The organism is Blastopirellula sp. SH421 (assembly GCF_057808535.1).
Map to the genome: position 1 here is coordinate 4,360,781 of NZ_CM173712.1, position 25,414 is coordinate 4,386,194.

Below are 25,414 nucleotides of genomic sequence, written 5' to 3' on the forward strand. Positions count from 1 at the left end.
TTAAATCGAGACTTCATCTGGTACAATAATTTGAAACGACAGGTTGCACTGCATGCAATTATCTTGAGGAATCAGTCGGATGCCACAGAAAACGCCGTTAACGCTGCTCTACAAAGACATCTCTTACCCCCAATTGCGCAGCTATTGCGAGACGGTCCGCCACGGCAGCATGTCAGCCGCCGCCGATTCGCTGCAAGTCTCGCATCCGACCGTCTGGAAACAGATCCGAGCCCTCGAGCAACTGCTCGGCCAAACCCTGATCGAGTCCGACGGGCGCCGCAGCGAGATCACCCCTGCCGGACGATTGTTGGCCGAGTTGGCGACTCCGATCATCTCCGAATTTGAAACGTTGCGACAACGGTTTCAAAATGCCTGCGAGACCGCGCCGCGCACGCTGTCGGTCGCGGCGCCTCCACGTAGCTACACCGACGATCTGCTGGGAGTGATCGCCGATTTTCGGACCAACTTCCCAGAAGTTCGCTTGGTGATGCGCGAAGTCTTTGAGTCGCTGGGCAACGAAATGCTCGAAGCCGGTGAAGTCGACCTGGTGATCGGCGACAACAAGTGTTGTCGTAATCCAGAGGAACTGCTGGTCGAAAAGATGTACGAGATCGAGCCGATGGTCATCATGCCGGTCGGCCATCCGCTGGCCGATCGCCGCCGCATCATGCCCAAAGATCTCGCCAAATACTCCGTGCTCAATCACGGAGATTCCTACGCTGACGACGAAGGCCGCGCGATCCTCACCAAAGCTGGCGTCTTCGATTTCCCCGAACGAGGCTTTGACTTAATTCTCGCCTCATCAATCCGCAGCTGCGTCAAACAAGGGCACGGCATCGGCCTGGTCGGTCGCGTCATCCCCGCTGCCGCCAGCGATCCAGAACTGGTCGAACGCTCGCTCAAACATTGCCTGGCGCCCACCATCATCAACGGCTACCGAAACCGCCGCATCACCGAAGACCCCATCCTCCGCTCATTTATCGATCTAGTGAAAGCCAAGCTAGGACATTAAGAGCGAGCCACAATCGCGCCCAGCACGTCGCACGGATACCACATCGCGGCCCGTATTCTGATTGTCGGCCAGGATCCAGTAGACGTCGCCCGATCCATTTTCGTCGGCCAGGATCTGATCGACGGACGAGGCCCAGAGGAGTCGCTGGTCGACTTCGCCGGTGCTGTCGAGGTCGCGGCTGATCAGGTCGTTGAAGGCGTCGTAGCCGTAGGCGACTTTTTGCTGCGGTGCCATGCTCTTTCGGTGAAGAACACCGTAAGAGCACGGCACCTGTGCTCCGATATCCGCGTAGGCCTCGCATGCGAGAGTCTCGAATTGGCGCCAGGGCGAGCCTTGAAAGCCCCCGACTACCAAGCGGACGATAGCGAACCGACGCACAAGTGACTGATACGGAAGAATGAAACGCCAGACAACGGATCGGCTGTTAACCTACTACCCCTTCCCCCTGCAAAAGCAAAAAGCACGCGGACCGTTCGCGGTGCGCCTTGACAGGGGACTTCCTATAGGCGGCACCCGTGCAAACTGACGGTCACTCATAGACCCGTGCAGCCAGAAGAATGTCGGCAAAGATTCTCCAACTCGGAACATCGCAATCGACACTTGCCCCGATATTGGCGTAATACCCTTCCATATTCTCAGCGAATCCGGCAAGTCCTTGCACGAACTCATCAAGCGATGTGTTTCCCCACTCTTCGGGATGTTGCCGAAGATTCTGAACCAACTCTCTGGCAAACGTGCTGAACTCACTTCGGGAACCGATTTGCTCAGCGCTCTCAACAAACTCATTTCCTTGTATACCCATTATTCCGTACCTCCACGAATGATAATGTCCACGCCATCGTTCTTCGTCGTGAATTTGAAGAGTTCACTTCGGGGAATCGAATCGAGCCGTTGAAATGGAACGTCAATCCCCGCATCTTGGAACGCTTTCAATCGACGATTGTCGAGTGTGAAGACCTTCCCATCCTTCCCGACGATGCGTATTGGGGGAATGGCGGAAGGATCGACCTTTCCGGCTTTCAGTTGGGCAGCCAAATCTTGGACTGACTCACCGTTCTTGAAGTTGCCTGCGATGCTGTCTTGGCTGAATCGAATCGACTTCGGGTCAACCTTGCCTGACTGGGGCAACGATGCAAAATCGTCAGCACCAAAGAAACTGCGCGGGGGAGTTGGGCAGTTATCCAAAGCTCCGGCAGTCTTTTGTACTAGATCATTGGCTCCATCTGCAAGCCGTGCAGCATCGTCTGAAATCCTGGCGAGGTCATCCGAGAGTTTTGCCGCATTGCCTGCGGCCATTGCCACATCATCAGTGAGTTTGGCTGTATTACCGGCGATTGCTCCTGCCTTGCTTAGTGCTGTGCCTGTTTTGGAGGCCTTATTTATCTTGTCAGCAGCGCTGGCGCCAGCCGACCCTCCCGCCGTAACAACGGTCAACGCAACATCAAAAGCTACTTCACCTTGCCCCTCACTCGTTTGGAGTTTTTCTGCGTATTCTGCGCCTAGATGCTGAACGGTTTTAATGGGATGTCTTACGGCGAATCCAATGCCATATAACGTTTTTCCTGGATTGGTCACCGCCGTGTAAACTCCGCCAATCAAATTACCTGGCCCATTCCAGAAATAACCCTTACCAGTGTATCCGACTTCAGTCCAGTAGCCCTCAAAATAAGGTTCATCCAGGCCACTGGGGTCGATGCTATCGACATGCCCATTCCCCACATATCGATAAAGATTCTCATCCCCCGCCGCAAACCCAATCGGGTCCTGGCTCATCCAGCGGCCTAGCTCGGCGCTGTACCACCGGTTGGTGTTGTACTGCAGGCCGGTCGCTGCGTCGGTGTAGCGGGCGGTGTAGTAAAGATCGAGCGTGTCGAGGCTACTGTTGGTCTCGCTCGTGATTTCGCCGAAGGCGTTGCAGGCGATGTGATTGACGACGGTGGTCTTATCGGTCGCGTCATCGTACTCCACCACATCGCGGACCGTATTCTGATGGTCGGTCAGCATCCAGTAAACGCCGCCCGATCCGTTTTCGTCAGCCAAGATCTGATCAACGGCGGAGCCCCAGAGGAGTCGCTGATCGACTTCGCCGGTGCTGTCTAGCTGCAGTAGGATTTGGCCGTTGTCGTAGATGAAGTAAGCGGACTGATCATCTGCAACTCAGTAGCGTTATCGACGTCGACATTTGCTGTCACCCGAGGCAGTGGCAACGGCACTATTCAAAGTCATCAAAAAGGCACTTGCCTAGCGTTGCAGTGTCACTCAATTCCAGTGAGATTCCATTAACAATTACCTCATGATCGGCGCTCATTATTTCCTTAAGTCTGTTCGATTCGGCGAACTGTCGTAAAGATCGTAAGATTGAATTCAGTTCAACGCACTCATTCTCCTCCACAACTTTGCCACGCTGCCGATTGGTCGAATACCTCGTTAAATGGATGGAGTAAGCATCGGCAATGAAACTCGCTTTAAATGTCAATGCGTAAATATTTTCATTTTGAGTCAATCGTGGTTCTATTTCATACGTATTGCAATATGAGTAGTTAAAGTCTGTGTAGTTCGCGACAATGCAATTACCGCACAGCCTGTTAAGTTCATTGAAATACCGGTCCTTGTCCCAAGCCAAGATGTTACCATTCGGGCAACCGTCTTTGAGCGCTTTTTGGACTTCCAGCACAAGCTGATCAATTGATTTTGTCATAGCTATGGTTTCTTTTTTACAGGGAATCCATGGATCCCATCGTCTCTACTGAAACGGACGTCGACACAAGTTTCTCCGTTCGGGCCGACTGCAGTTTTGTATTCTTTGATTTTCTTAATGAGCTCCCCGTTTTTATTAAATACTGGAGTTCCGCTTGGTCGCGTCGGTCAGGGCATCGTACTCCACCACATCGCGGACCGTGTTCTGATGGTCGGTCCGTGTCCAAAAGACGTCGCCGAATCCGTTTTCGTCGGCTAGCATCTGAGCGACGGTGGGTCGCATCAGAAGTTTGATTCTGGTTCATTGCCCAACTTGGTTTCAAGACGTTTAATAGCGATTGAGCATTCCTGTATAGCGGTCTCATCGCATCCATTCAAAATAGTCTGCCGCGTGCGCTCGTCGTAATCGTGCTCTTCCACGTGCTTCCTTAGTTGATTCAGTCGGTCAAGGTACACACGACGCCATTGAATGGCATCGGGAATATTCCCGAGGGCCTCGTAGTATATCGCCCTGCTTTCTGCTGCGACGATCGAGATGTTATCCGAAGGAATCGCGTTAATTAGTCTTTCCAGTTCTTGCAGCGCGGCTTGGCTCAAGGATATGCTCTGCGACCTGTTCTTAACTGCTTTGTCGCAAAACTGTCGCAGTTTTCCGGAAATATTCATTGGCTTGTCCCTACCTTCGCTTGAGGTTGTCTGGATTCAAGTCGTCGCGAAGTTTCCGGACTTCTTCAGGCAAGTTCTCCCAAACCTTCTTTGCATCTTCGTAAGCTTGAGCCGCAGCCTCTCGATTTTGTTCGGCGTTCTTCTGGAAACGTTTCGTTTTCTGAACGGCCGATTTTGAATTGTGCCCCCGGCCTGGCGTATGTCCTTCGGAGGTGTTTCTGCCGGATTTTCCATTTCGACCTCCCAGATTTCCATTAGTACTTGGTGCAGGGCAGAGTCGATTTACAATTCTGTCTCCTGGAAATACTCGCGACACAACGGATCCAATGGTGAAATTCCAGAATGCCGCCTCGAGTTGCTTCAACGCTGATTCTGTCAATGTAGGTGGATTTATTCTCTCGTATTCATCGAAATGGAACGTGTAAGTTATACCAGAATGGGGACCGAAGATGGGTCCAGTGTAAGATGCATTTAACGGATCCGACATCGGGTCCCATGATTCAATGTCGAAGATATATTGCTCGTTATAGGCAATTTGATCGTAAAGCGATGCTCGAATTTGCCAAAGTTTGGCGAACTCAGTGAGCCATTCGGGCTGTGGTTCACAAAGGGTATGCGTTTCAGATGCATACTGTGCTCCATTATTTTCGAGGAATACTCGCTGCATTTGATTCTCAATCGCATCACGCATCTGTTCCAGTTCAGCTACTTGATTACTTAGCTCGTCAATCTTTTCAATCTCCTTATTGTCAAGGACCCAATAAATATCATGCCCCAAACCGCGAGGCAGGAATCGTCTTAGGTCCTTATATTGATCCCATACCATGGTTTTTAACCCGTTAGGATCTACAGAGTTTGTCGGCCCATTCCCCACATACCGATAAAGATTCTCATCCCCCGCCGCAAACCCAATCGGGTCTTGGCTCATCCAGCGGCCTAGCTCGGCGTTGTACCAGCGGTTGGTGTTGTACTGCAGGCCGGTCGCTGCGTCGGTGTAGCGGGCAGTGTAGTAAAGATCGAGCGTGTCGAGGCTACTGTTGGTCTCGCTCGTGATTTCGCCGAAGGCGTTGTAGGCGATGTGATTGACGACGGTGGTCGTATCGGTGGCGTCATCGTACTCCACCACATCGCGGACCGTGTTCTGATTGTCGGTCAGCATCCAGTACACGTCGCCAGATCCGTTTTCGTCGGCCAGGATCTGATCGACGGCGGAGCCCCAGAGGAGGCGTTGGTCGACAATCACGTTCGACCAGAAAGCGAAAGGGCCTAGAGCACCACACGAAAATCAAACCGTTGGTAGGTGCTGACCAGTCACTCCCGCATAGACTGCCTTGCCGTGCCCCGGTGTTAGGCGGATCATTATGCTAGTTTGCGTTAGTCTTGCGTTCGACTCCCTCCGGTAACGCCGAGATTTTTTCCAGTATCTGAGTACTCCATTCGCTTTCGGGTGTTGATCCAAATCCCGTCGGTCGCGCGTGTTCATACTCCTCTGGAAAGCAGAATATTAATTGCCCACTCTCATTGTTCTTGTAAATCCCTTTGTGCGTCTCATCCTCTACGAAGATATCCATGAAACCAAATCCATCGCCGTCCCAAGCCCGATAGCGATACCTTACAGACTCCATTCCATCCATGATCCACCATCGATGAGTCTCTGTAAATACATAGAACGATCCGATTGACGTGGCGCTTCGGCGCCCGTGAACAGTTGCATCAAGAACTTTCCAGTAACCCACTAATTCCTTGTGATTCATCGCAACCTTTTATTCGGAATATCAAATTTCTAACCCATAGGTCGCCCCACGGCCAGCGCGAACTTTGGGTAATCTAGCGTAGCGCCTCCTGCCTGATTCTGCGATGATATCGGTTTTCCGATTGCCCGTCATGCGCTGCAGGAAGAACCGATGTCTCGCCAGGTTGATCAGGACGATGTCGTTTCGATTCTCAAATATTTTGTGGAGCTTGATGATCCGCGTTGCCATATCAAACGTAAGCATTTACGTGGCGACTTGCTCGTCATTTGCGTGCTGGCGGTGATCGCCGGGGCGGACGGTCCGCGGTCGATCGCCATCTGGGCCGAAGCGCATCTGCCGCGGAAAGCTTCCGCGGTTAGCCATCGCTTGGCGGAGAAGACATCGATTCGCGTGAATCAGCCAATCCAGCCTGAAAGGCTGATACTTTGCCCATCAGGGACATTGCGAATGGCATTGTAGAGGTTTGCCCAGTACTCCATTGCTTGTTTGCATTCCACCGCAATCAAGTTCTCCACTTCGTATTCACCACCTAGAACAAAAGGCGACCTGGGAAGCAAACGCATGTTTGGAGAAAGGGGGCCGTTCGATAATTGCCATTCATGAGCCAAAGGCCATGCAGTGTCCTCTTCATAGTTCTCCAGCAACCGCTTCGCCCATTCTTCCAAGGAGTCAGCATAAACACACACGCTTCCGCTTTCAGGATTTAATCGGACAACTCCCGAAGTCGAAACTGCAAACTGAAGTCCAAAGATGTCTTGCGCAAAGCAAATGTACTCGTCGGCTATCACGCTACGATAATGACGACGCCAACCTATCAGGTCATTCCATTCGCGAATTCCAGGCACGCCAGCACTTTCCAGGGATGGAAACGCGACGAGTGAGGATTCAAAAGCTGAGAATCCATTTCGATTCTGGAGCATCACGTTCAGTTCGAGAGGCATTCCTGTGGAATCCGCGATATGAGGAGGAAACTGCGACATGGATTCCGATGAAATTGAAATCAACTTCTGCAGCATAGTCATGGATCAATCTCCACTCGAGTTCCGTCCGGCGGAAGCTCAACTCTAAGCCTACTACCGCTACGTCGGTTGTGTGTTCGATCAATTGGCTTGATCGAGACTTTTGAGGGATCGTCGGGCTTAATTACCGCTGGCGGAAACTCGTCGCGGTCCTTTCCCGGTACTGTTGGATGCCCCTTCATTCTATCGACTCTCCGAGCAATTGCACCGGCGCGATCAACAACACCGGTTACCTTTCCTACCTCTTGTGCATGTGCACCTGCCTCCGCCACATCGTCGCCTTTGAGGAACTCCCCCATTTTTGTTCTTGGGGCAACTTTGCACGCCTCTCTGGTCGCTTTTATTTCAGCCAAGTCATAGAGACGCTTTTAAGCTGGTTGCAATCCACTCGGATCCACCGCATTCGGATGCCCATTCCCCACATACCGATAAAGATTCTCATCCCCCGCCGCAAACCCAATCGGGTCCTGGCTCATCCAGCGGCCTAGCTCGGCGTTGTACCAGCGGTTGGTGTTGTACTGCAGGCCGGTCGCCTGATCGGTGTAGCGGGCGGTGTAGCGGGCGGTGTAGCGGGCGGTGTAGTAGAGGTCGAGCGTGTCGAGGCTGCTGTTGGACTCGCTCGTCATTTCGCCGAAGGCGTTGTAGGCGATGTGATTGACGACGGTGGTCGTATCGGTGGCGTCATCGTACTCCACCACATCGCGGACCGTATTCTGATGGTCGGTCAGCATCCAGTACACGTCGCCCGATCCGTTTTCGTCAGCCAGGATCTGATCGACGGCCGAGCCCCAGAGGAGTCGCTGGTCGACATCGCCGGTGCTGTCTAGCTGTAGCAGGATCTGGCCGTTGTAGTGGATGAAGTAACCGGATTGATTGTTTACTATTCAGCAGCGTTGTCGACCGCATTCATTGCCACGCAAGGCCGTGGCAACGGCACCCGTGACCCGTACCGAAAGCCCGCTGGTGGCCTGACCAGAAGTCAACTCCCGCGAAACTCGCTCCTTCGTCAAATCCCGCCGCGGTCCCTTCGCCATGTCAATTCTCCCCGAGCCATGAAACGCCTGTGATGGAGATCAGGCTATCATGGGTGGGAAGATGCGGTTGGCAGAATTCACTTTCCCGCCAGCGTTGTCGGTCATGCAAACTCAGCCCGTCACATCAGCCATTCCAAGTTTGATTTTAGGGCCATTTGGACCTTGTGGCGGAAGCATAGTTACTCCAGCTTCTTCAAGCGATTTTGCCCCCTCCGTGTATCGAAACGATTTGTAGTACGCAGACACTCCAGTCTGCCGATTGACTGCGGTAATACCTTGATTGGTCTGCTTCTTGAGTTTGCTCGCAATCTTCTTCCAAATGCCGTATGCGGCTTCATTCTCCGTCCGACACGAAAGCCACGATTGCTCAAGGATTGCTGGATCGCATTTTCCAACTTGCAATCGCAAATGATCTGGATTTTTGTCAGCATGATCTAGTTCATGTTCGACAGGGAGATGCGGCGAATCGATCGTAAATGCCCAGCGATGGAATTCCGACGAATCTGAAAAGTACGAATCAAGATCAGCACGGTCCACTTCTTGGGCTTCAAATGGCCGGAATCGCATTGCGACGGCGTGAAGCTTGTAGTCGCTCATCACTTCTTTCACGAATGAAAGAAGCTCCGTTGGCGTTGCGTAAAACTGAACCGAGATGTCTGGCATGATCGCACCTACCTGTCGTATGGCACAAAGTCTGTCGGAATTCCACCGGGACCGTTCAAGTCGTCAAGAGCGTCAAGCTCACGAGGAACGGGAGTGCCATCCGCCTTCGTCTTGCCGACGTTTCGCCCCTTAATCTCGCCGCTAGGATTTCGATATTCAATATCAGGCCGCCGACCGCTCTTCTTCCCCCCGGGTGTCGGAATGAGCCGCTCTTTTCCACCTCCGCCAGAAAGAATTTCGTTCCCTTCCGCACGCAGCTTCTCCGCCTCTGATCGAATCTTGGCATTATGCGGAGCGTTGGGTTTGTGCTAGGCCCCCGTTTCGCGCCCGATGTTGGAACAGGACCGTCTACATTCTTTCCTGCTTTCTTGATATCCGCGATTTTATCCGCGGCATTCTTGCTCTTCGCCCCCAGTTTATCAGAAATCTTTCCGGGTTTTTTCAGCCCACACACGCCATCTATGGCGTCGATTGCTGGCAAGCCGTAGTCATTGATCAAACGAGTCGCGGCTTGACCGGCATTTTCTGGCTTGCTGGGATCACTAGCGCCGTCTTTTCCCAACGTCGCATTCTCCACGACGTGGTGATGAAGATCCTCCCCTTCGATGACCTCCAGGGCTTTCGAGGTAGCTTGCCCCAGGTGTCGACCGCGTTTATTGCCACGCAAGGCCGTGGCAACGGCACCCGTGCTGCGCCGGAGCAGTAGAGGTCGAGAGTGTCGAGGCTTTTGTTCGCCCAACGAACGATTCCCCTGTTTAGCGAAAAAACTCGGCGGTAAGCCACATTGAGATTCTTACGGTAGCTCCAATATCCGCGTGAGCCTGATCTCGACGGCACCGTAGCCCATCACCCGATCCACCGGGAGTCTTGAGGTTTCTTCGCTTCGCGGCACGGCACTAACTGATTTGGTGTCAAGCGTACTGTCGTCGTAGCAGGTAATGGTCACCATGGTCGGATCGTCATTTGGGCTGCAAAACGCAGGCATTGGCCAAGCGTCGGGATTCCATTGCTTGATTGAATCAACCAGTTGCCATTCTCCGTTCTTGAGTCCAATATCCCCAAACTGGCCTATCAAGACGGCTTCTTCTGCATTCAAATTACGCCATTGAACAGACTCAGGGATGGCCTCCATTCGCGGGCCAAAGAAGTAGCCAAACACCAATCCGTTATGATCGCACCTTGCAACGATACCGGTAGCGTAGCCGCCATTGCGCAGGGGAACGCAAAAGATCGAGCCAGCGTCATAATCATACTTCTTTTTAGCCATCATCAAGTCGTCGTCCTGCTTCAAGATACTCTTCAAGTCTTGGATTCTTCGGGCAGATTCCACGAACCTTGTTCAATCCACCATTTTCAATCAAAGCTTCCGGGTGGGCATCGTAAATGATTTGCTCTCTACCACGTTGCTCAGCGTATTACCAGTGTATCCGACTTCAGTCCAGTAGCCCTCAAAATAAGGTTCATCCAATCCACTGGGGTCGATGCTATCAACATGCCCATTCCCCACATACCGATAAAGATTCTCATCCCCCGCCGCAAACCCAATCGGGTCCTGGCTCATCCAGCGGCCTAGTTAGGCGTTGTACCAGCGGTTGGTGTTGTACTGCAGGCCGGTCGCTGTGTCGGTGTACCGGGCAGTGTAGTAAAGATCGAGCGTGTCGAGGCTGCTGTTGGACTCGCTCGTGATTTCGCCGAAGGCGTTGTAGGCGATGTGATTGACGACGGTGGTCGCGTCGGTCAGGGCATCGTACTCCACCACATCGCGGACTGTGTTCTGATTGTCGGTCAGCATCCAGTAGACGTCGCCCGATCCGTTTTCGTCAGCCAGGATCTGATCGACGGCCGAGCCCCAGAGGAGTCGCTGGTCGACATCGCCGGTGCTGTCTAGCTGCAGCAAGATTTGACCGTTGTCGTAGATGAAGTAGCCTGACTGATCGACCGTGCCATGGCAGTGACTATAACACCTGATCACCTTTCTCTTCCCACCAAGTCTTACTGCCTATATCGCGATATTCAGCCGAAGTAGGACATCTCGAACGTATTGCTTGACGTCGCCGATATGATTGGGCTTTCTGTCATTCGTGAGTATAAAACACTCATCGCTCGCAATGCCGTCTTGGCAATGAATCGCAACGCATCCCTCTTCATAGAGCGGCGTCAGGCATAGCCATTCTTGATCGCCATTTATAAAATAGACATCTCTCGTTCCTAGGAATTCATACGGACGATCTCGGGCTAGCCCGAACCCATTCGTGATCGCTAACAACTGACGGTACTGTTCGCCCAGCCGAGTTTGAATTCGTGCTTCACAAGAACTAACGAGTCTTTCAGGAGCAGGTTCTTCGAGTCGGACTATATCGCGACACTCGATTGAATCGGACTGCTGGTCGACGATGCCGCACCATTGGAACAATTGTTCGAGCAAGATTTCCTTTGCTATGTTGCTCATGGATTGAGGGATCCATTTGTCAATAGTGTCCGGAATGCGCGAGTTTTCGAAATCCAAATTGCTCCAGTTCTTTTTCCAGATGGAGCCATCAACAGACTCGCCTTTAAGCCCACGAAGAAAGCCTCCTCGGAGGATTTTCACACTGAACTTCAGCGCTGATCCTGTCGAGGTTGAAACTAATATCGTGGGTGATTCGATTTCTTCTTCACATTCGATAAGCATCGAATCATCTATGACATAGGGAATTATCGCTTCATATCCGCCTTTCCCGAGAAGTCTACGTTCAATATAGGGCGCATTTATCGCTTGGGAATACAGTCGCTCGGCATACAAGCTTCCGTTCGAGAAGAAGAGCCGCAGCACCGCTAGCTCGTCAGATGTTAGCGAGCGGGATTTGCACCATCGGTCAAACAGCCAAGAAAGCATCTATTCTTCTCCATCGCAATACTCGTAGACTCCGTACTCCACCACATCGCGAACCGCATTCTGATTGTCGGTCAGCATCCAGTAGACGTCGCCTGATCCGTTCTCGTCGGCCAGGATCTGATCGACGGCGGAGCCCCAGAGGAGCCGCTGATCGACATCGCCGCTGCTGTCTAGCTGCAGCAGGATTTGGCCGTTGTCGTAGATGAAGTAGCCAGACTGATCGAATGATTATAGGAGTTTGTATTATTGAGTCCAATCTGGATTGCTAACGAAAATTAAGGTATTCCCAATTCTTGCCTTGGAGGCGACAAATCCCATCACTAGAGATCCGCGTGCCGCCCACATCCAACGACCGCAGGTTTTGCAACGACAATAAATACTCAACGATTTGGTCGTCAATCAACGTGTCACGCAGGTAAAGAGATTCAAGCAAGTCGCGCTGCCTCAATCGCATTACATCAATGGAAGTGAGAGAATTACTCGACAGCAGCAATTCTTGCAGATTTTCGATCATTGACAGATGAGCGATCCCGCTGCCTGTTATTTGCGTCCCTCCGATACTGACAATGGCCAATGACTTGCAGCCAGGAAGATGCGTGCACACAGAATCGCCACATTTTGTGTCAGAAAGATCAATGCGTGTTAGTTGCGACTGGTCGATGACTGCGCAGCATTTGTCCGTTATGTGTTCGCATTGAGTCAAGCTAAGCCGGTTTAGTCGAGGGTGTTTCATTAAAATGGATACATCTCCATCCGTGAATCCACTTTGCGTTAAAACCACGCTTCGGAGCGAAGTCGCTTTCGTCAATGAAACTGCCGCTTGTGAAGTCGCTTGCTGAGGATTGCAAACAAGCTCTTGCAGAAGCGGCAGGCCTTCAATGGAGCTGAAGGCTTTTCCCGTGACCTTGGTGTCACAGAAAGTAAGTCTACGAAGTCGCGTCAACTTTTGAATGCAGCTGAAGGCATCGTCCGTAATCGCAGAATTGTCACAGATGAGTTCCTCTAAGCTATCTATCCGGCATAGCTCTTCAAACTGAAGGTCATTGCCTTCGAAGTACGCCTTGCAATACACTCCAGAGCGATTTGCATGCAGCGTTAGAAATCGACCTTCAACCGCGTCCATCAGCATTTTTGGTAATGTTGGAGCTGGCATAAATCACCGTTTTAGTCACTCGTCTAGTTTTCTGATTGCTTCATTTATGTCACGACCAGTTTGGGACGAGCCGCCTAGGCCGAAAAGATTTGCCCAAGCGTCTGCCCATGCATTTGCGGCAGGGCGAAGTACATAGTTTTCTAACTCTTCGCCGAACACCGTATCGTAGCCAATCTGGTGACCGTGACATGCTCTTTGGGTGAAGACAAGCAAGCATCCTGCCTGGTCGAAGTGGTGACCAGTTTTCCATCCTATAGCTTAGAAAGGTTCGGGTTCAAACTCTCGGAAATAGGCCATCTATTGCTAGGAAGTTCAGGCCAGGGCGGCCAAGCCCCCCCCCCCCCCCAAAAAAAATAAGGTTGTTTTTTCGCCCCGTTTTGATATAATTCTGTACAGGTATCAGGGCATCGGTTGGGCCTTACTTTTCGACCTGTTTTCTGACGACGAAGGTGCCAATAGAGAACGAATTTTTGTCTGGTGGGCAACTGAATTGCTGGCCCTTGTCTGTTGTTTCGCTACAAAACCAATTCGGCGGACAAAGGTTGTTATTTTGCCGCTGGGTGATGCTTGGTTTTGAATTGGCTGGACCAAGGATTTCGCCGTCGTCGTCTCCAGCGTTGGCGGCAAGTTTGGTTGCGGCGGTCCTGGGGAGCGTTGCTTGAGAGAGCGTACGGACTTCGGGTCGATGGCAGGGTGAAACGGAACGCGCGGACTGCAAAAAATTTGTTGGCCAGTGGGCAAACAAAGTCGGGTCTGCTGCGCGCTGAGGGAAGTTTCTTTATTCGGCTGGGTCGTCCACTGTTCCGAAAAAAAACGCGCGCCGTTTGGTCCACTCACCCACTGAGAAAAAAATGCGCACAGTCCGGTCCACTCACCCACTGAGAAAAAAATGCGCACAGTCCGGTCCACTCACCCGCTGAGAAAAAACGCGCGCTGTCCGGTCCACTCACCCGCTGAGAAAAAACGCGCGCTGTTCGGTCCACTCGCCCACTGAAAAAAAACGTGCGCTGTCCAGTCCAGTCGAAACTGGAGGACATCCGTGCTTTGGCATTTTTGCCATGCCACTCATTCATCCTGACTGCTCTATTTTGCTTGGATTGATTGGCGGTTGAAATCGGTCGATACTGAGCAGTCACCATTCCCCCCTTCCGATCTTGTCGCATCTGAGAAATTACATGCTTGATTTGAAGTCTCGATCTCGGCTCACCACTTTGGTTTGGGGGCTGCTGATCGTCCCCTTGATGTTGTTTGCCTTTGGCCTTGGCAAAAACCAAGCTCAGGCTGCCGAGGAGGTTCGACCGCCGAATATTGTCTTCTTTTTGGTGGACGATCTGGGCTGGAAAGATATCGGCGTTTACGGGTCAAGCTTTTACCATACGCCGCATGTGGACCGGTTGGCGGCGGCTGGGATGCGATTCACCAATGCATACGCCGCGTGTCAGGTTTGTTCGCCGACGCGGGCCAGCATCATGACCGGCAAGTATCCGCAGCGGGTCGGCATCACCGATTACATCGGCGCCGCGCAGCCAGACAAGTGGAACCGCAACACGCCGCTATTGCCGGCGCCATACAAAACCGAGTTGGCCTTGGAAGAAACGACCTTGGCCGAAGCGCTAAAGCAGCGCGGCTATGCGACCTTTTTTGCTGGCAAATGGCACCTAGGCCCGGCAGGTCATTGGCCCGAGGATCAGGGGTTTGACGTCAACATCGGCGGCATCGATCGCGGGGGGCCTTATGGCGGCAAGAAGTACTTTTCGCCGTATGGCAATCCTCGCCTGAGCGATGGCCCTGCTGGCGAACATTTGCCGGATCGGCTGGCCAGTGAAACGGTGAAGTTTATCGAAGCGCACCAGGACGAGCCGTTCTTGGCTTATCTCTCGTTCTATTCGGTTCATACGCCGTTGATGGCGCGGAAAGACTTGCAAGAGAAGTATGAAGACCTCAAATCACGGATTCGCATCGCCGGACCGATCTGGGGTGAAGAAGGGAAAAGCAAAGTTCGCCTGGTGCAAGAGCATGCGGTCTATGCCGGCATGGTCGAAGCGATGGATGCAGCCGTAGGTAAAGTGTTGGACGCGCTCGATCGCTTGCAACTGGCCGATAACACGCTGGTGATCTTTACTTCAGACAACGGCGGTTTGTCTACTTCGGAAGGTCACCCGACCAGCAATCTGCCGCTTCGCGGTGGCAAAGGTTGGATGTACGAAGGGGGAATTCGCGAACCGCTGATCGTGCGCTATCCCGGCGTGACCCAAGCCGGCAGCGAAAGTGATGCGATCGTCACCAGTCCTGATTTTCTGCCGACAATCTTGGCCGCGATCGATAAGCCAGGGGACAAGCCCCAGGAAAATATCGACACCGATGGAGTCAGCATTCTACCGGCGCTAGAAGGGAAGCCGCTGGATCGCGGCCCGATCTTTTGGCATTACCCGCACTATGGCAACCAAGGAGGTTCGCCCACCGCGGCAGTGCGTGAAGGAGACTGGAAGCTGATCGAGTGGTACGACGACGGCAAGCTCGAGTTGTTCCATCTGACAGACGATATCGGTGAACAGCACAACCTGGCGGATGAGCAACCTACGAAACGTAAGGAACTTCACCAAAAGCTGCGTCAGTGGCGCAAAGACGTGGGAGCCATCTTACCGACCGCCAATCCAAACTTTAAAGCGGCCAATCAGTCAGGCAGTTAGCAACCGGTCCAGGGAGGTCGGCGCACGACAAGTGAGAGTGTTACACTATCCTTGAATAGCCGCGGTATCGGTTCACTTTGATGACTCACCAGAAGAAAGGCGCCTAATGCGTAAAACGATGCTTAGCAGTTTGATTGTTGCAGCCACCGCGTGGTGCGGGACTGCTGCGCACGCCGAAGTTGTTGATCTCGGTTTGCCCGAGGGGTACTCGGCCGAAGTCGCCGCCAAAGGTTTGTCAAATCCTTCCGGCGTTAGCTTCAGCCCCAGCGGCATGCTGACGATCTGCGACTCTGCCGATGGACGCGTGTTGACCCTAGAAGCAGGCGAACTCAAAGAATATCTCACCGGGTTTCCGACCGAATACTGGAAGGTCGACGCCGAGTCAGGCGATAAACGTTTTAAACTAGGTCCGTTGTCGGCCATCTGGCTGGATGCAGAGACCTTGGCCGTTACCAACGCCGGACTGCTTGACGGCGAAGAGACCGTCGTCTTCTTCAAAGGCCCTGGTAAAGTCGAAGCCGGAGAAGCGACCAACTCGGTTCCGCCAACCTCCGATGATCCGACCGACAAAGGAGAAGGCAACCTGACCGGCATGACCGCCAGCGCCGATGGCAAAACAATCTATGTCGCCGGTCAAGGCGCCGACGCCAAGACGTGGATCTTGAAGGTCGACGTGGCGGACAAAAAGCTGAGCCCGCTCTTCTCGGCGGATGACAACGACATTGCGATCAACTCGCCGATGGCGACGGCCTTGTGGGGCGACGACGCAATCCTGGCGTTGTACTCTGGCGCCGGCGGCAAAGACGACGGTCTGATTGTCGAGTGGAACCTAGAAAGCGGCAAACCGACCAAGCAGTGGACTGTGCCGGGCCTGCTAGACCCGATGGGTTTTGCCGTGATTCCAGGCACCAAAAAGCTGGCCGTGGTCGACAACAACTGGGCGCTGACCCAGGTGAACCCTGGCAAACTGGCGATCGTTACGCTGCCCGAAGAATCAGGCGCCGCCGAAATCGAGGTGCTGACCGACAAACTGCTAGGGCCGGTGGCCTGCACGTTTGGGCCAGACGGCAAACTGTACATCGGCCAACTGGGCAAAGAGTTCGACAAGAACGAAGGCCAAGTAATCGCCGTTTCAGGACTGAAGTAACTTCCACTTCACTCTCTGCTAGTTTGAAAATTCCAGCGCCGCGTCTCCGCCTAGACGCGGCGTTTTGCTTGGAGTTAGCAGCCATGGCGATCGTCCATATTCCGGCTCAACTTCGCCGCTTCACTGCCGGCGCCGAACGTCTTATCGTGGACGCAGCCAACGTCCGCCAACTGATCGAGACGCTAGAAACCCAGTTTCCTGGGGTTGGCGAGCGGCTTTGTGATGGCGACCGGATTCGGCCAAGTCTTCAAGTTGCCATTGACGGCGCACTCAGCGACAAAGGGCTCTCAGCACGGCTAGCAGCGGAAAGCGAAGTCTATTTTTTGCCGGCAATTGGCGGCGGATAAACAGCCCCCAGGGGGGGCGACTGTTCGTTCACTCTTGCGAACAGGCGGCGTTTCTCGATAGACTCCGAGCGAAACAAGACATTCCCGTTTAAGTCGAATTGGCATGCGTCTGAAATCTGAGACCGTCAAAAACCTGCGTACCCGCCTATTGAACGCTTGGTGGCGACAATTTGGCGTGGCCGCTCCGACGGAACATTGCCGTGACTCGCAACTCAGCTTTCCGTTAGAAGATCCACTGCATCGCTCGTTCCCACCGAGAACCATGTTCGGCGCCATCGATCAGGTCGAACCAGCGTACCAATCGCTGATCGCCGCCGGTTTGATGAACGAGCACGATCGCTGTTGGAACGGCGAGATGACGATCGAATATCCGCCAGGCGGCGTAGCGCTGCTCCGACATTCAAGCATCTTTAGCCGGCAAGGAGTCTTGATCACGCCTGAGCGCGGCGTGCTAGAAAATCTGGGAGGTGGATCGCTCGCTTCGGTCTTCACGGCTGGGCGTATCGTCACGCATCTGCCAAAACCGCGGCGCATCAACGGGAACGTGCTAGTAATGACGCGCGGCTTGGCGCAGCGCAACTATTATCACTGGACCTTCGAGATGCTGTCGCAACTGCGGCTGATCGAACAAGCTGGCGTCTCGTTTGACTATGTCGCCGCGCCCAAGCGGCATGCGTTCGCCTTCGAGTCGCTGAAATTGCTCGGCATTGAGTCTTCGCAGATTTTGCCGATGGGACACTTCACCCACATCCAAGCGAATTGCTTAATTGTGCCGAGCGTCGCTTGTTACTATCCCCAGCCAGCAGGCGTCGCCTATCTGCGCGAGAACATGCAAGCCCAGTCATGGTCGCACTACGAACATGCCGAGCGATTGAAACTGTACATCGCGCGGCGTCGCCTTTCGTCGCGGCATATCGTAAACGAAGCGGAACTATTTGCCGCATTGGCGCCGCTAGGATTTCAAAAGGTATTCTTAGAAGACTTGCCGTTGCAGCGACAGATTCAGTTATTTCAACAAGCGAGCGTTGTGGTGGGCCCGCATGGCGCCGGGTTCTCGAATCTGGTGTATTCAAGACCGGGCACGGCGGTCTTCGAGATTACGCCGGCCTGTCGTGCTCCACTGTTCTTTCACTACTTGGCTGAAATCAACGGCCTGCGTTACGGCGTCTATTTCGGTCAGCCGGTCAAGCAGCAAGGAGTCGACGCCAACATCCGTGTCGACGTGCCGCAATTGCGCGATCAATTGATCGGCTTCCTGGCGGAAGAGGCCGAACATGACGCTTCGGCGGCGGCTTAGATTTGGTTCTGCTGCTTTGCTTGCTGACTCATCGCTTTCCACAGACGCGGCGGTGAGATCGGCAGTTGCGTCATGCGTACGCCGGTCGCGTGATAGATCGCATCGGCAATCGCGGCAGGCGGAGGAACAATCGGAGTTTCGCCAACTCCCCGCACGCCAAACGGATGATCCGGGTTGGGAACTTCAACAATGATCGTGTCGATCATCGGCACATCCAGACAAGTAGGAATGCGATAGTCGAGCAACGAAGCGTTACGCATTTTGTGATCGTCGCCGTAGAAGTACTCTTCGTTCAGCGCCCAACCGATTCCTTGGACTGCTCCGCCTTGCATTTGACCTTCGACATAGCTGGGATGAATCGCTTTGCCTGCGTCTTGGATTGCCGTATAGCGTAAGATTTTGACCTTCGCCGTATCGGGATCGACTTCGACATCGACAAGATGGACTCCAAACCCGTTGGTCGGCCCTGACGGCGAAACCGCTGCGCGGCCCACCACTGGATCACCGGTCTTGGGCAACTTTTCGGCGAGTTGCTTAAAAGTCATCTGCTGATCGCCCCAACGATACAGATCACCGTCGACCTGCACATCGGCGGGATCACATTCCCACAAATATGCGGCACGAGCTGTCAGTTGATCGAGCAGATCGAGCCCCACTTTGTGCGCCGCCATGCCGGTGGCGAATGTTGTACGACTGCCGCCGGTGACGTCGGTATAGCCGATGCTGTCGGTGTCAACCACTTTCGGCAGCACATCAGCCGCCGGGATGCCGAGGGTCTCGGCCAACTGCATCGCGATCGAAGTCCGTGTGCCGCCGATATCAGTCGAGCCTTCCAGCAGATGGACCGTCCCATCTGCATTGACCGACGCCGAGACGCTCGACTTTAAACCGATATTAAACCAATAGCCGGCGGCGATCCCGCGTCCTCGATTGGGACCGAGGAGCGGGGTATTCCAATGCGACGAATTTTGCGCAGCGTCTAAGCATTCGAGATAACCTATCCGAGGATAAACCGGACCATCGACACGTCGCGAACCCGCCTTCACAGCGTTAAGCCGCCGAATCGCCAGCGGATCGATCTGCAACTGCTCGGCCAACTCATTGAATGTTGACTCAAATGCAAACGCCGCTTGTGTTGCGCCAGGCGCGCGATAGGCCTGGGTCTTGGGCTTGTTAACGCAAACGTCATAACCATCGACGACCGCGTTTGGCAGTTCGACGCAGCTAAAGATGCACATCGCGCCCGGCCCAATCACGCCGCCGGGGAAAGCGCCCGATTCGTAGGCGAGATAGGCCTGACCGGCCGTCAGCTTTCCCTCCTTTGTCGCGCCCAGTTTGACGCGAACGTAAGAGGCCGGAGTCGGGCCAGTCCCTTCAAACACCTCGTCGCGCTGCATCGTCATCTTGACGGCGCGACCACATTTGCGACTCAGGATGGCGGCCACCGGCTCTAAATAGACGGCGATCTTGCCGCCAAAGCCGCCGCCGATTTCGCACGGCGTGACGGTGACTTTTGAGATCGGCAGTTGCAGCAGTTCAGCCGTTTGGTGGCGCGCGGTGAACGCCCCCTGCGTTGATGTCCAGATCTTGAGTTGCCCATCTTCATTCCACAGCGCTGTCGCGACTTGCGGCTCGATATAACCTTGATGGACGGTCGCAGTCTGGAACTCTTTCTCGACAATCACATCAGCGGCGGCGAAGCCTGCCGCCAGATCGCCGGTTTCAAAATGGACATGACGATCGATGTTGGTCGGTTGGGTGTTCGACTCGCCCAGGGTCTCGGTTTTCAAGCCGGGGTGCAAGATCGGCGCGTCCGGTTGCATCGCAGCAAGCACCGAAGTCACCGCCGGCAACAGCTCGTAGTCAACCCGAATCGCAGCGATCGCTGCTTCCGCAATGTGAATATTACGAGCGGCAACCGCAGCAATCGCGTGCCCTTTGTAATAGACTTTGTCGACCGCCAAGCAGTTCTCGCTCAAATCCTTCAAGTGGACAGAGCCTTCGCCCAGATCGGCGATTTTGTCGATCAAATTGGGCCAATCTTGGCCGGTCGCAATCGCATACACGCCGTCGATTTTTTCAGCAATGGACGTATCAATCGACTTTATTCGCGCGTGCGCGTGCGGGCTACGGAGAACCTTGCCATCGGCAGCCCCCGGAATCTGTACATCGGCGCCATACTGGGCGCGACCGGTCACTTTGTCGGCGCCATCATGCCGAACCGGCCGCGTACCTATTACTTTATAGGTTTTATCACTATAAGAAATCGGGGAGACGTCGCTCATCATTTCGCTCCTTCGGCAGCGGCTTGCACGGCACGCACGATCTTGTCGTACCCGGTGCAGCGGCAGAGGTTTCCAGCAAGTTGAAAACGAATTTCCTCTTCGCTGGGATGCGGCGTTCGCGCCAACAGCGCCTTGGCCGTCATCAAAAAGCCGGGAGTACAAACGCCGCATTGCAACGCGGCGCCCTCTAGAAAGCATTGCTGCAGTGGTTGCAACTTGCCGCCAACGGCCATCCCTTCGACCGTCTCGATCTCGGCTCCTTCGGACTCCAGCGCCAGCACCAAGCAACTGACGACCGGTTCGCCGTTGAGCAGCACCGTACAAGCGCCGCAGTTACCGTTATTGCAACCTTCCTTAGCGCCGGTAAGCTGCAACGCATCCCGCAACACCTCCAGCAAACTTTGCCGCGGCTCGCAAGCAAACTCGCGCTGTTCGCCGTTGACTTTCGCAGTAATCAGCTTTTTCTTGGCCACGCTAAAACCTACCGGGTGAGACCTGTTATTTCTGCTTTGACTGGGTGCGTTCGACGGCCTGGGCCCGTTCGACGGCGATCGCCAGCGTTCTTCTCGTCAGCACGCCGCACAAATGCGTGCGATACTCTTGCGTTCCCCGCATGTCGTCAATCGGCTGGGCGGACAACTCGGCCAGAGCCCCTGCTTGGGTGAACAATTCTTCACTCGGAGCTTCACCAATCAACAGTTCTTCCGCCTTCCAGGCGCGAACCATAGTTGGCGCCACGGCGCCCAACACGATGCGGGCCTTTCGGATGCTTCCTTTGTCATCAAGCTCGACAAAGGAAGCGGCGCTGGCTACCGCGATATCCATCTCATTTCGAGGAATAAATCGCTGGTAGGCGGCGCCGCTACGTGCTGCAACCGGCGGAAAGATAATCGCGACCAGCAGTTCCCCTCGCGACAAGACATTTTTCCCACTGCCGGTGCAAAATTCGGCGACCGGCATTTGTCTGCGGCCTGAAGCCCCGGCGATCTCGGCGACGGCGTCATAGATGGCCAGCGGCGGAATCGTATCTGCCGCGGGAGACGCGTTACACAGATTTCCTCCGACCGTGGCCCGCGATTGTATCTGCCAACCGCCGATGATCTTTACGGCATCAACCAGCGCAGCGTACTTCTGAGCAATTGCCGCTTCGCGATAGATGCGGCTACAGGGTACTGCGGCGCCGAGAAACAGTCCCCCCTCGGCGGTCATCGCCAACTCATTGAATTCGGCGATTTTTTTGACATCGACAACGAGTGTCGCGCGGCGACGCCGTTCTCGCAACAAAACTAAAATGTCGGTGCCGCCCGCCAACACGACCGCGTGATGCGTAGGATCTGCCAGCAACTGGACCGCTTCGTTGGTGGAAATCGGCGCAGCATAGTCGAAATCTTGCAAAAAATCTCTCCTGACAGTCGTCGCCCAAGCGATCACTTGCTTGATTCTTTTGATCGCGGCATGGTGTATGGCGGTTATTCTATCGCGTGTAAGAACTCTTTCCAACGCAGCCAGGACGAGTCCTGCCTCAAAACTGATTGCTTGCGACAGGCGTAACCCCCTACAATACAGATCCCGTCTCTACTTGTTGAATAAGGAATACCCGTCATGGCTACGATTTCTCGATCTGAAACAACGACTTCTCCCGAAGTTCGCCATACGCAGTGCTTTATCGACGGCCAATGGGTCCCCGCGATGAGCGGAAAAACGTTCGCGACCTTAAACCCGGCGACCGAAGAAGTGATCGCCGAAGTTGCCGAAGGGGACGCCGCCGATATTGACGTTGCGGTTCGTGCGGCTCGCAATGCCTTTGACAGCGGCCCCTGGCGCAAAATGGATGCTCGTGATCGCGGCGCATTGATCTATCGCTTGGCCGAATTGATCGAACAAGAACAAGAAGAGCTGGCCGCTCTCGAATCGCTAGATAACGGCAAGCCGATTCGTGACGCCCGAGCCGCCGACCTGCCGCTGGTGATCGACTGTTTGAAATACTACGCCGGTTGGGCCGACAAAATCCAAGGCTCCACCATTCCGATTCGCGGCGACTACTTCTGCTATACGCGGCGTGAACCGGTCGGAGTGGTCGGCCAGATCATCCCGTGGAACTTCCCGATGCTCATGACCGCCTGGAAGTGGGGACCAGCACTCGCAGCAGGCTGCACGATCGTCATGAAACCGGCCGAGCAAACGCCGCTTACCTGCTTGCGAATGGCGCAGTTGGCTCAGGAGGCCGGCATCCCCGACGGCGTGATCAATGTGGTCCCCGGCTTCGGCCCGACTGCCGGCGGATCGTTGGTCAAACACCCAGGCGTCGACAAGATCGCGTTCACCGGTGAGCATATCACCGCCCAAACGATCATGAAAAACGCCGCCGACACAATGAAGCGGATTACCTTTGAGCTCGGTGGCAAAAGCCCCAATGTCGTCTTCGCAGACGCCGATCTCGAAGCGGCGATCGAAGGAGCTCACTTCGGCTTGTACTTTAACCAAGGCCAATGCTGCACCGCCGGCAGTCGCGTCTTTGTCGAAGATTCGATCTACGATGAATTCTGTGATCGCATGGTCTCGATGAATCGGGATCGCAAGCTCGGCAATCCGCTTGATCCCGATACCGAGCAAGGCCCGCAAGTGGATCAGCGCCAGATGGACAAAATCTTGAGCTATGTCGAGCATGGCAAAAAGCAAGGCGCTCGCCTTTTGAGCGGCGGCAATCGACATGGTGACAAAGGTTTTTACGTAGAGCCAACGTTGTTTGCCGACGTGACCGATGACATGAAGATCGCGACCGACGAAATCTTTGGCCCGGTCATGTCGGTCCTGCGTTTCAAAGGACAGGACGACATCATCCAGCGCGCGAACAATACCTTCTATGGACTAGCCGCCGCCGTCTGGACCAAGGACGTTAAAAAGGCGCACCGCTTTGCCGCGGATGTTCGTGCCGGGACGGTTTGGGTCAATTGCTACGACGTCTTTGATACGGCCGCTCCGTTTGGCGGTTTCAAGATGTCTGGCCTGGGACGCGAACTGGGCGCTGCTGGCTTGGATGGCTACTTGGAGAACAAGACCGTCACGGTCAGTCTGGCCGATTAACAAGCAAGGTCCGAAGAAACATGGCCAACTCGACCGGATCGCGTGCCGACGCGATCCGGTACGAGCTGGCGCAGGCCAGTAGGGGAAAACATTAACAGCACAAGTTGTGCCATTAAGCGAGAAGTTTCTCTGCCGCCAGAAATGCCTAAGAAGTCGCTGCAAAAAACAAAAAACGACCGACATCAGCGATGCCTGGTCGTTTTTTTGTGTCGATTCTGCCGACAGCGGTGTCGGTTGGGCTGATTCGCCAGCGACAACAAGGGAGTCGCTCTAGACTTCAGCCAACGAGCAGATCTCACGCTCGGCCAGGTACTCAGGCCGGGGAGCAAAGCCGCCAAATGGTTCTTCGAGCTGATTTTCGACGCTGTTATAAACCACAAACAAGTTGGTCCGCGGCGTCGGGCTCAGATTACTCGACGAACCGTGCATCGTATTGCAATCAAACAGCAGGGCCGAACCGGGGCCCCCTTTGGGCGCTTCGATCTTGCCTTGGTTGGTGAGAAACTCGATCGCCTGGCGACAAGGGACGCCAAACTCTTGCTTTTTAAGCGACGTCTCGTAATGGTTCTCCGGCGTTTCACCGACGCACCGAATGTAATACCGATGCGAACCCTGGACCAGCATCAGCGGGCCGTTGAATTCGTGATTATCCGTCAAGCTGATCGAAACGCTGATGGCGCGCGTGCGCGGCATGCCATCTTCAACGTGCCAGGTTTCAAAGTCAGAGTGCCAAAAGAACTCTTTGCCGTGAAAGGCCGGCTTGTAATTGATTCGCGATTGGTGGATGTAAACGTCGCTGCCGAGAATCTGCTCGACCTTCGAGACGATTCGACGGTCGAGACAGATGCTCCGAAAATAGTCGTTATCGCGATGCACGCGAAAGATGGTGCGTACTTCGTTATGCTGCGGTTCAGCAATGACTTCAGGCCGATTTTGATCCGCGTTTTGTCGCATCGCTTCGGCTGCCGCCAGAGCCTGGGCCGCTTCGGCGGGGCTTAGTAGTTGCGGAAAGGAGAGATACCCATTTGCCGCAAAATTATCGATCTCGGCGCTGGGCAAAGTGCCGCTGCGCCCCGGCCAAACAATCGGATCGACGCGCGGCGCAGCTTCCCACACTTCTCCCCGACGGGAGGTGTACGGATCACGATGAATTTCAACGACGTTCGACACGGGGTATTTCCTCTCCAGTTGGATCAACCGATTGTCGGTTATTGGTTCCTTGCTAGGCTACTTTCGGATTACAATTCATCGCCCAGAAGCCCCCGATTGCTAATCTACGATCGCCGGATAGACCCCATTTTCGTCGTGGACTTCTGTCCCTACGATCGGCGGGTTGAAGACGCAAACCATTCGCATGTCGACATCGGCTGACAACAGATGATTGTCGTGCTTGTCGAGCGCATAGACCGTGCCGGCTTCGATCTCAAAGACTTCGCCTGAGTCGACCAATTGGACGCGTCCCTTGCCTTCGATGCAATAAACGGCTTCTAGATGATTTTGGTAGTGAATCGGAGTCGTGGTTCCGGCCCGAATAATCGTGTCATGCAGCGAGAAGCCCATGCCATCCTTTTTGAGCAGCAAACGACGACTGGTCCAATTTTCGGAAACGACCTCGCCGGCGGTTCCGACAACTTCACTTAATTTTTTGACGATCACTTGATAGCATCTCCGTGCAGCGCGTCGCTGAATGC

28 protein-coding genes are annotated in these 25,414 nt (G+C 54.2%); 8 read left to right on the plus strand and 20 right to left on the minus strand.

The features are described 5' to 3' along the window. The first annotated feature begins 79 nt into the window (after positions 1–79). Complete coding sequence (locus SH421x_RS17640) at positions 80–1,012, plus strand: LysR family transcriptional regulator (protein ID WP_488850929.1); 933 nt, start codon at positions 80–82, stop codon at positions 1,010–1,012. Here the strand turns inward: SH421x_RS17640 and SH421x_RS17645 are convergent. The 7 genes from SH421x_RS17645 to SH421x_RS17675 all read right to left on the minus strand — a co-directional run bounded on the left by SH421x_RS17645 (position 1,001) and on the right by SH421x_RS17675 (position 5,618). Next, complete coding sequence (locus SH421x_RS17645; RefSeq protein WP_488850932.1) at positions 1,001–1,246, minus strand: hypothetical protein; 246 nt, start codon at positions 1,244–1,246, stop codon at positions 1,001–1,003. The two genes, SH421x_RS17640 and SH421x_RS17645, sit on opposite strands and share 12 nt — an antisense overlap. A 295-nt stretch (positions 1,247–1,541) precedes the next feature. Beyond that, positions 1,542–1,814, minus strand: coding sequence for a DUF7660 family protein (locus SH421x_RS17650; RefSeq protein ID WP_488850934.1), 273 nt, complete (start codon positions 1,812–1,814; stop codon positions 1,542–1,544). Beyond that, the gene (locus SH421x_RS17655) at positions 1,814–3,052 is read right to left on the minus strand and encodes an RHS repeat-associated core domain-containing protein (RefSeq protein ID WP_488850936.1); all 1,239 of its coding nucleotides are present in this window, start codon (positions 3,050–3,052) and stop codon (positions 1,814–1,816) included. Before SH421x_RS17655 ends, SH421x_RS17650 begins: the two co-directional genes overlap by 1 nt. A gap of 172 nt (positions 3,053–3,224) precedes the next feature. Further along, entirely contained in the window at positions 3,225–3,710 is a 486-nt protein-coding gene (locus SH421x_RS17660; protein ID WP_488850937.1) for a hypothetical protein, read from the minus strand. 135 nt (positions 3,711–3,845) lie between these two features. After that, positions 3,846–3,992: a hypothetical protein gene (locus SH421x_RS17665; RefSeq protein WP_488850939.1), complete on the minus strand. Its 147-nt coding sequence runs from the start codon at positions 3,990–3,992 to the stop codon at positions 3,846–3,848. Then, the gene (locus tag SH421x_RS17670; protein ID WP_488850941.1) at positions 3,992–4,375 is read right to left on the minus strand and encodes a hypothetical protein; all 384 of its coding nucleotides are present in this window, start codon (positions 4,373–4,375) and stop codon (positions 3,992–3,994) included. Before SH421x_RS17670 ends, SH421x_RS17665 begins: the two co-directional genes overlap by 1 nt. A gap of 10 nt (positions 4,376–4,385) precedes the next feature. Beyond that, complete coding sequence (locus SH421x_RS17675) at positions 4,386–5,618, minus strand: RHS repeat-associated core domain-containing protein (protein ID WP_488850943.1); 1,233 nt, start codon at positions 5,616–5,618, stop codon at positions 4,386–4,388. Between the two features lie 661 nt (positions 5,619–6,279). Here SH421x_RS17675 and SH421x_RS17680 point away from each other — a divergent pair. Then, entirely contained in the window at positions 6,280–6,588 is a 309-nt protein-coding gene (locus SH421x_RS17680; RefSeq protein WP_488850945.1) for a transposase family protein, read from the plus strand. Here the strand turns inward: SH421x_RS17680 and SH421x_RS17685 are convergent. The 3 genes from SH421x_RS17685 to SH421x_RS17695 form a co-directional block, all read right to left on the minus strand. Then, positions 6,525–7,151, minus strand: a complete 627-nt coding sequence (locus tag SH421x_RS17685; protein ID WP_488850948.1) for a hypothetical protein — start codon at positions 7,149–7,151, stop codon at positions 6,525–6,527. The two genes, SH421x_RS17680 and SH421x_RS17685, sit on opposite strands and share 64 nt — an antisense overlap. A gap of 365 nt (positions 7,152–7,516) precedes the next feature. Beyond that, on the minus strand, positions 7,517–7,888 hold the full coding sequence (locus SH421x_RS17690; RefSeq protein WP_488850950.1) for an RHS repeat-associated core domain-containing protein: 372 nt from the start codon (positions 7,886–7,888) through the stop codon (positions 7,517–7,519). Positions 7,889–8,293: 405 nt separating this feature from the next. Beyond that, entirely contained in the window at positions 8,294–8,845 is a 552-nt protein-coding gene (locus SH421x_RS17695; protein WP_488850952.1) for a hypothetical protein, read from the minus strand. A 511-nt stretch (positions 8,846–9,356) separates the two neighbouring features. Here SH421x_RS17695 and SH421x_RS17700 point away from each other — a divergent pair. Then, positions 9,357–9,551 carry a hypothetical protein gene (locus SH421x_RS17700; RefSeq protein ID WP_488850954.1) on the plus strand — a complete coding sequence of 65 codons (195 nt, stop codon included), beginning with the start codon at positions 9,357–9,359 and terminating at the stop codon, positions 9,549–9,551. Between the two features lie 87 nt (positions 9,552–9,638). Here the strand turns inward: SH421x_RS17700 and SH421x_RS17705 are convergent, their stop codons facing one another. From SH421x_RS17705 to SH421x_RS17725, 5 genes are all read right to left on the minus strand, one after another. Beyond that, a complete protein-coding gene (locus SH421x_RS17705) occupies positions 9,639–10,136 on the minus strand; it encodes an Imm26 family immunity protein (protein ID WP_488850956.1) in 498 nt (165 codons plus the stop codon). Between the two features lie 66 nt (positions 10,137–10,202). Next, entirely contained in the window at positions 10,203–10,406 is a 204-nt protein-coding gene (locus SH421x_RS17710; RefSeq protein WP_488850958.1) for an RHS repeat-associated core domain-containing protein, read from the minus strand. A 12-nt stretch (positions 10,407–10,418) separates the two neighbouring features. Then, positions 10,419–10,817 carry an RHS repeat-associated core domain-containing protein gene (locus SH421x_RS17715; protein WP_488850960.1) on the minus strand — a complete coding sequence of 133 codons (399 nt, stop codon included), beginning with the start codon at positions 10,815–10,817 and terminating at the stop codon, positions 10,419–10,421. A gap of 27 nt (positions 10,818–10,844) precedes the next feature. Next, positions 10,845–11,720 carry a hypothetical protein gene (locus SH421x_RS17720; protein WP_488850961.1) on the minus strand — a complete coding sequence of 292 codons (876 nt, stop codon included), beginning with the start codon at positions 11,718–11,720 and terminating at the stop codon, positions 10,845–10,847. Between the two features lie 265 nt (positions 11,721–11,985). Beyond that, positions 11,986–12,873: a leucine-rich repeat domain-containing protein gene (locus SH421x_RS17725; RefSeq protein WP_488850963.1), complete on the minus strand. Its 888-nt coding sequence runs from the start codon at positions 12,871–12,873 to the stop codon at positions 11,986–11,988. A gap of 1,175 nt (positions 12,874–14,048) precedes the next feature. Between SH421x_RS17725 and SH421x_RS17730 the strand changes: the two genes are divergently transcribed. The 4 genes from SH421x_RS17730 to SH421x_RS17745 all read left to right on the plus strand — a co-directional run bounded on the left by SH421x_RS17730 (position 14,049) and on the right by SH421x_RS17745 (position 18,354). Further along, positions 14,049–15,563 (plus strand): sulfatase, encoded by a 1,515-nt coding sequence (locus SH421x_RS17730; RefSeq protein ID WP_488850965.1) that lies wholly within the window; start codon positions 14,049–14,051, stop codon positions 15,561–15,563. A 106-nt stretch (positions 15,564–15,669) separates the two neighbouring features. Next, positions 15,670–16,710 (plus strand): YncE family protein, encoded by a 1,041-nt coding sequence (locus SH421x_RS17735; RefSeq protein WP_488850967.1) that lies wholly within the window; start codon positions 15,670–15,672, stop codon positions 16,708–16,710. 83 nt (positions 16,711–16,793) lie between these two features. Beyond that, the gene (locus SH421x_RS17740) at positions 16,794–17,057 is read left to right on the plus strand and encodes a MoaD/ThiS family protein (protein WP_488850969.1); all 264 of its coding nucleotides are present in this window, start codon (positions 16,794–16,796) and stop codon (positions 17,055–17,057) included. Between the two features lie 103 nt (positions 17,058–17,160). Further along, the gene (locus tag SH421x_RS17745; RefSeq protein ID WP_488850971.1) at positions 17,161–18,354 is read left to right on the plus strand and encodes a glycosyltransferase family 61 protein; all 1,194 of its coding nucleotides are present in this window, start codon (positions 17,161–17,163) and stop codon (positions 18,352–18,354) included. On the opposite strand, the gene SH421x_RS17750 is transcribed toward SH421x_RS17745, so the two are convergent. The 3 genes from SH421x_RS17750 to SH421x_RS17760 are packed head-to-tail and all read right to left on the minus strand — an operon-like array spanning position 18,351 to position 22,034. Further along, the gene (locus SH421x_RS17750; RefSeq protein ID WP_488850973.1) at positions 18,351–20,639 is read right to left on the minus strand and encodes a xanthine dehydrogenase family protein molybdopterin-binding subunit; all 2,289 of its coding nucleotides are present in this window, start codon (positions 20,637–20,639) and stop codon (positions 18,351–18,353) included. The genes SH421x_RS17745 and SH421x_RS17750 overlap by 4 nt on opposite strands. Beyond that, positions 20,639–21,112, minus strand: a complete 474-nt coding sequence (locus tag SH421x_RS17755) for a (2Fe-2S)-binding protein (protein ID WP_488850975.1) — start codon at positions 21,110–21,112, stop codon at positions 20,639–20,641. The genes SH421x_RS17750 and SH421x_RS17755 overlap by 1 nt, the downstream gene beginning before the upstream one ends. A gap of 25 nt (positions 21,113–21,137) precedes the next feature. After that, complete coding sequence (locus SH421x_RS17760) at positions 21,138–22,034, minus strand: FAD binding domain-containing protein (RefSeq protein WP_488850977.1); 897 nt, start codon at positions 22,032–22,034, stop codon at positions 21,138–21,140. A 207-nt stretch (positions 22,035–22,241) separates the two neighbouring features. On the opposite strand from SH421x_RS17760, the gene SH421x_RS17765 reads away from it, so the two are divergent. Then, positions 22,242–23,723, plus strand: coding sequence for an aldehyde dehydrogenase family protein (locus tag SH421x_RS17765; RefSeq protein ID WP_488850979.1), 1,482 nt, complete (start codon positions 22,242–22,244; stop codon positions 23,721–23,723). 270 nt (positions 23,724–23,993) lie between these two features. Here the strand turns inward: SH421x_RS17765 and SH421x_RS17770 are convergent, their stop codons facing one another. Further along, positions 23,994–24,893: a phytanoyl-CoA dioxygenase family protein gene (locus SH421x_RS17770; protein WP_488850981.1), complete on the minus strand. Its 900-nt coding sequence runs from the start codon at positions 24,891–24,893 to the stop codon at positions 23,994–23,996. Positions 24,894–24,992: 99 nt separating this feature from the next. Then, a complete protein-coding gene (locus tag SH421x_RS17775) occupies positions 24,993–25,379 on the minus strand; it encodes an ectoine synthase (protein ID WP_488850983.1) in 387 nt (128 codons plus the stop codon). Between the last annotated feature and the right edge of the window lie 35 nt (positions 25,380–25,414).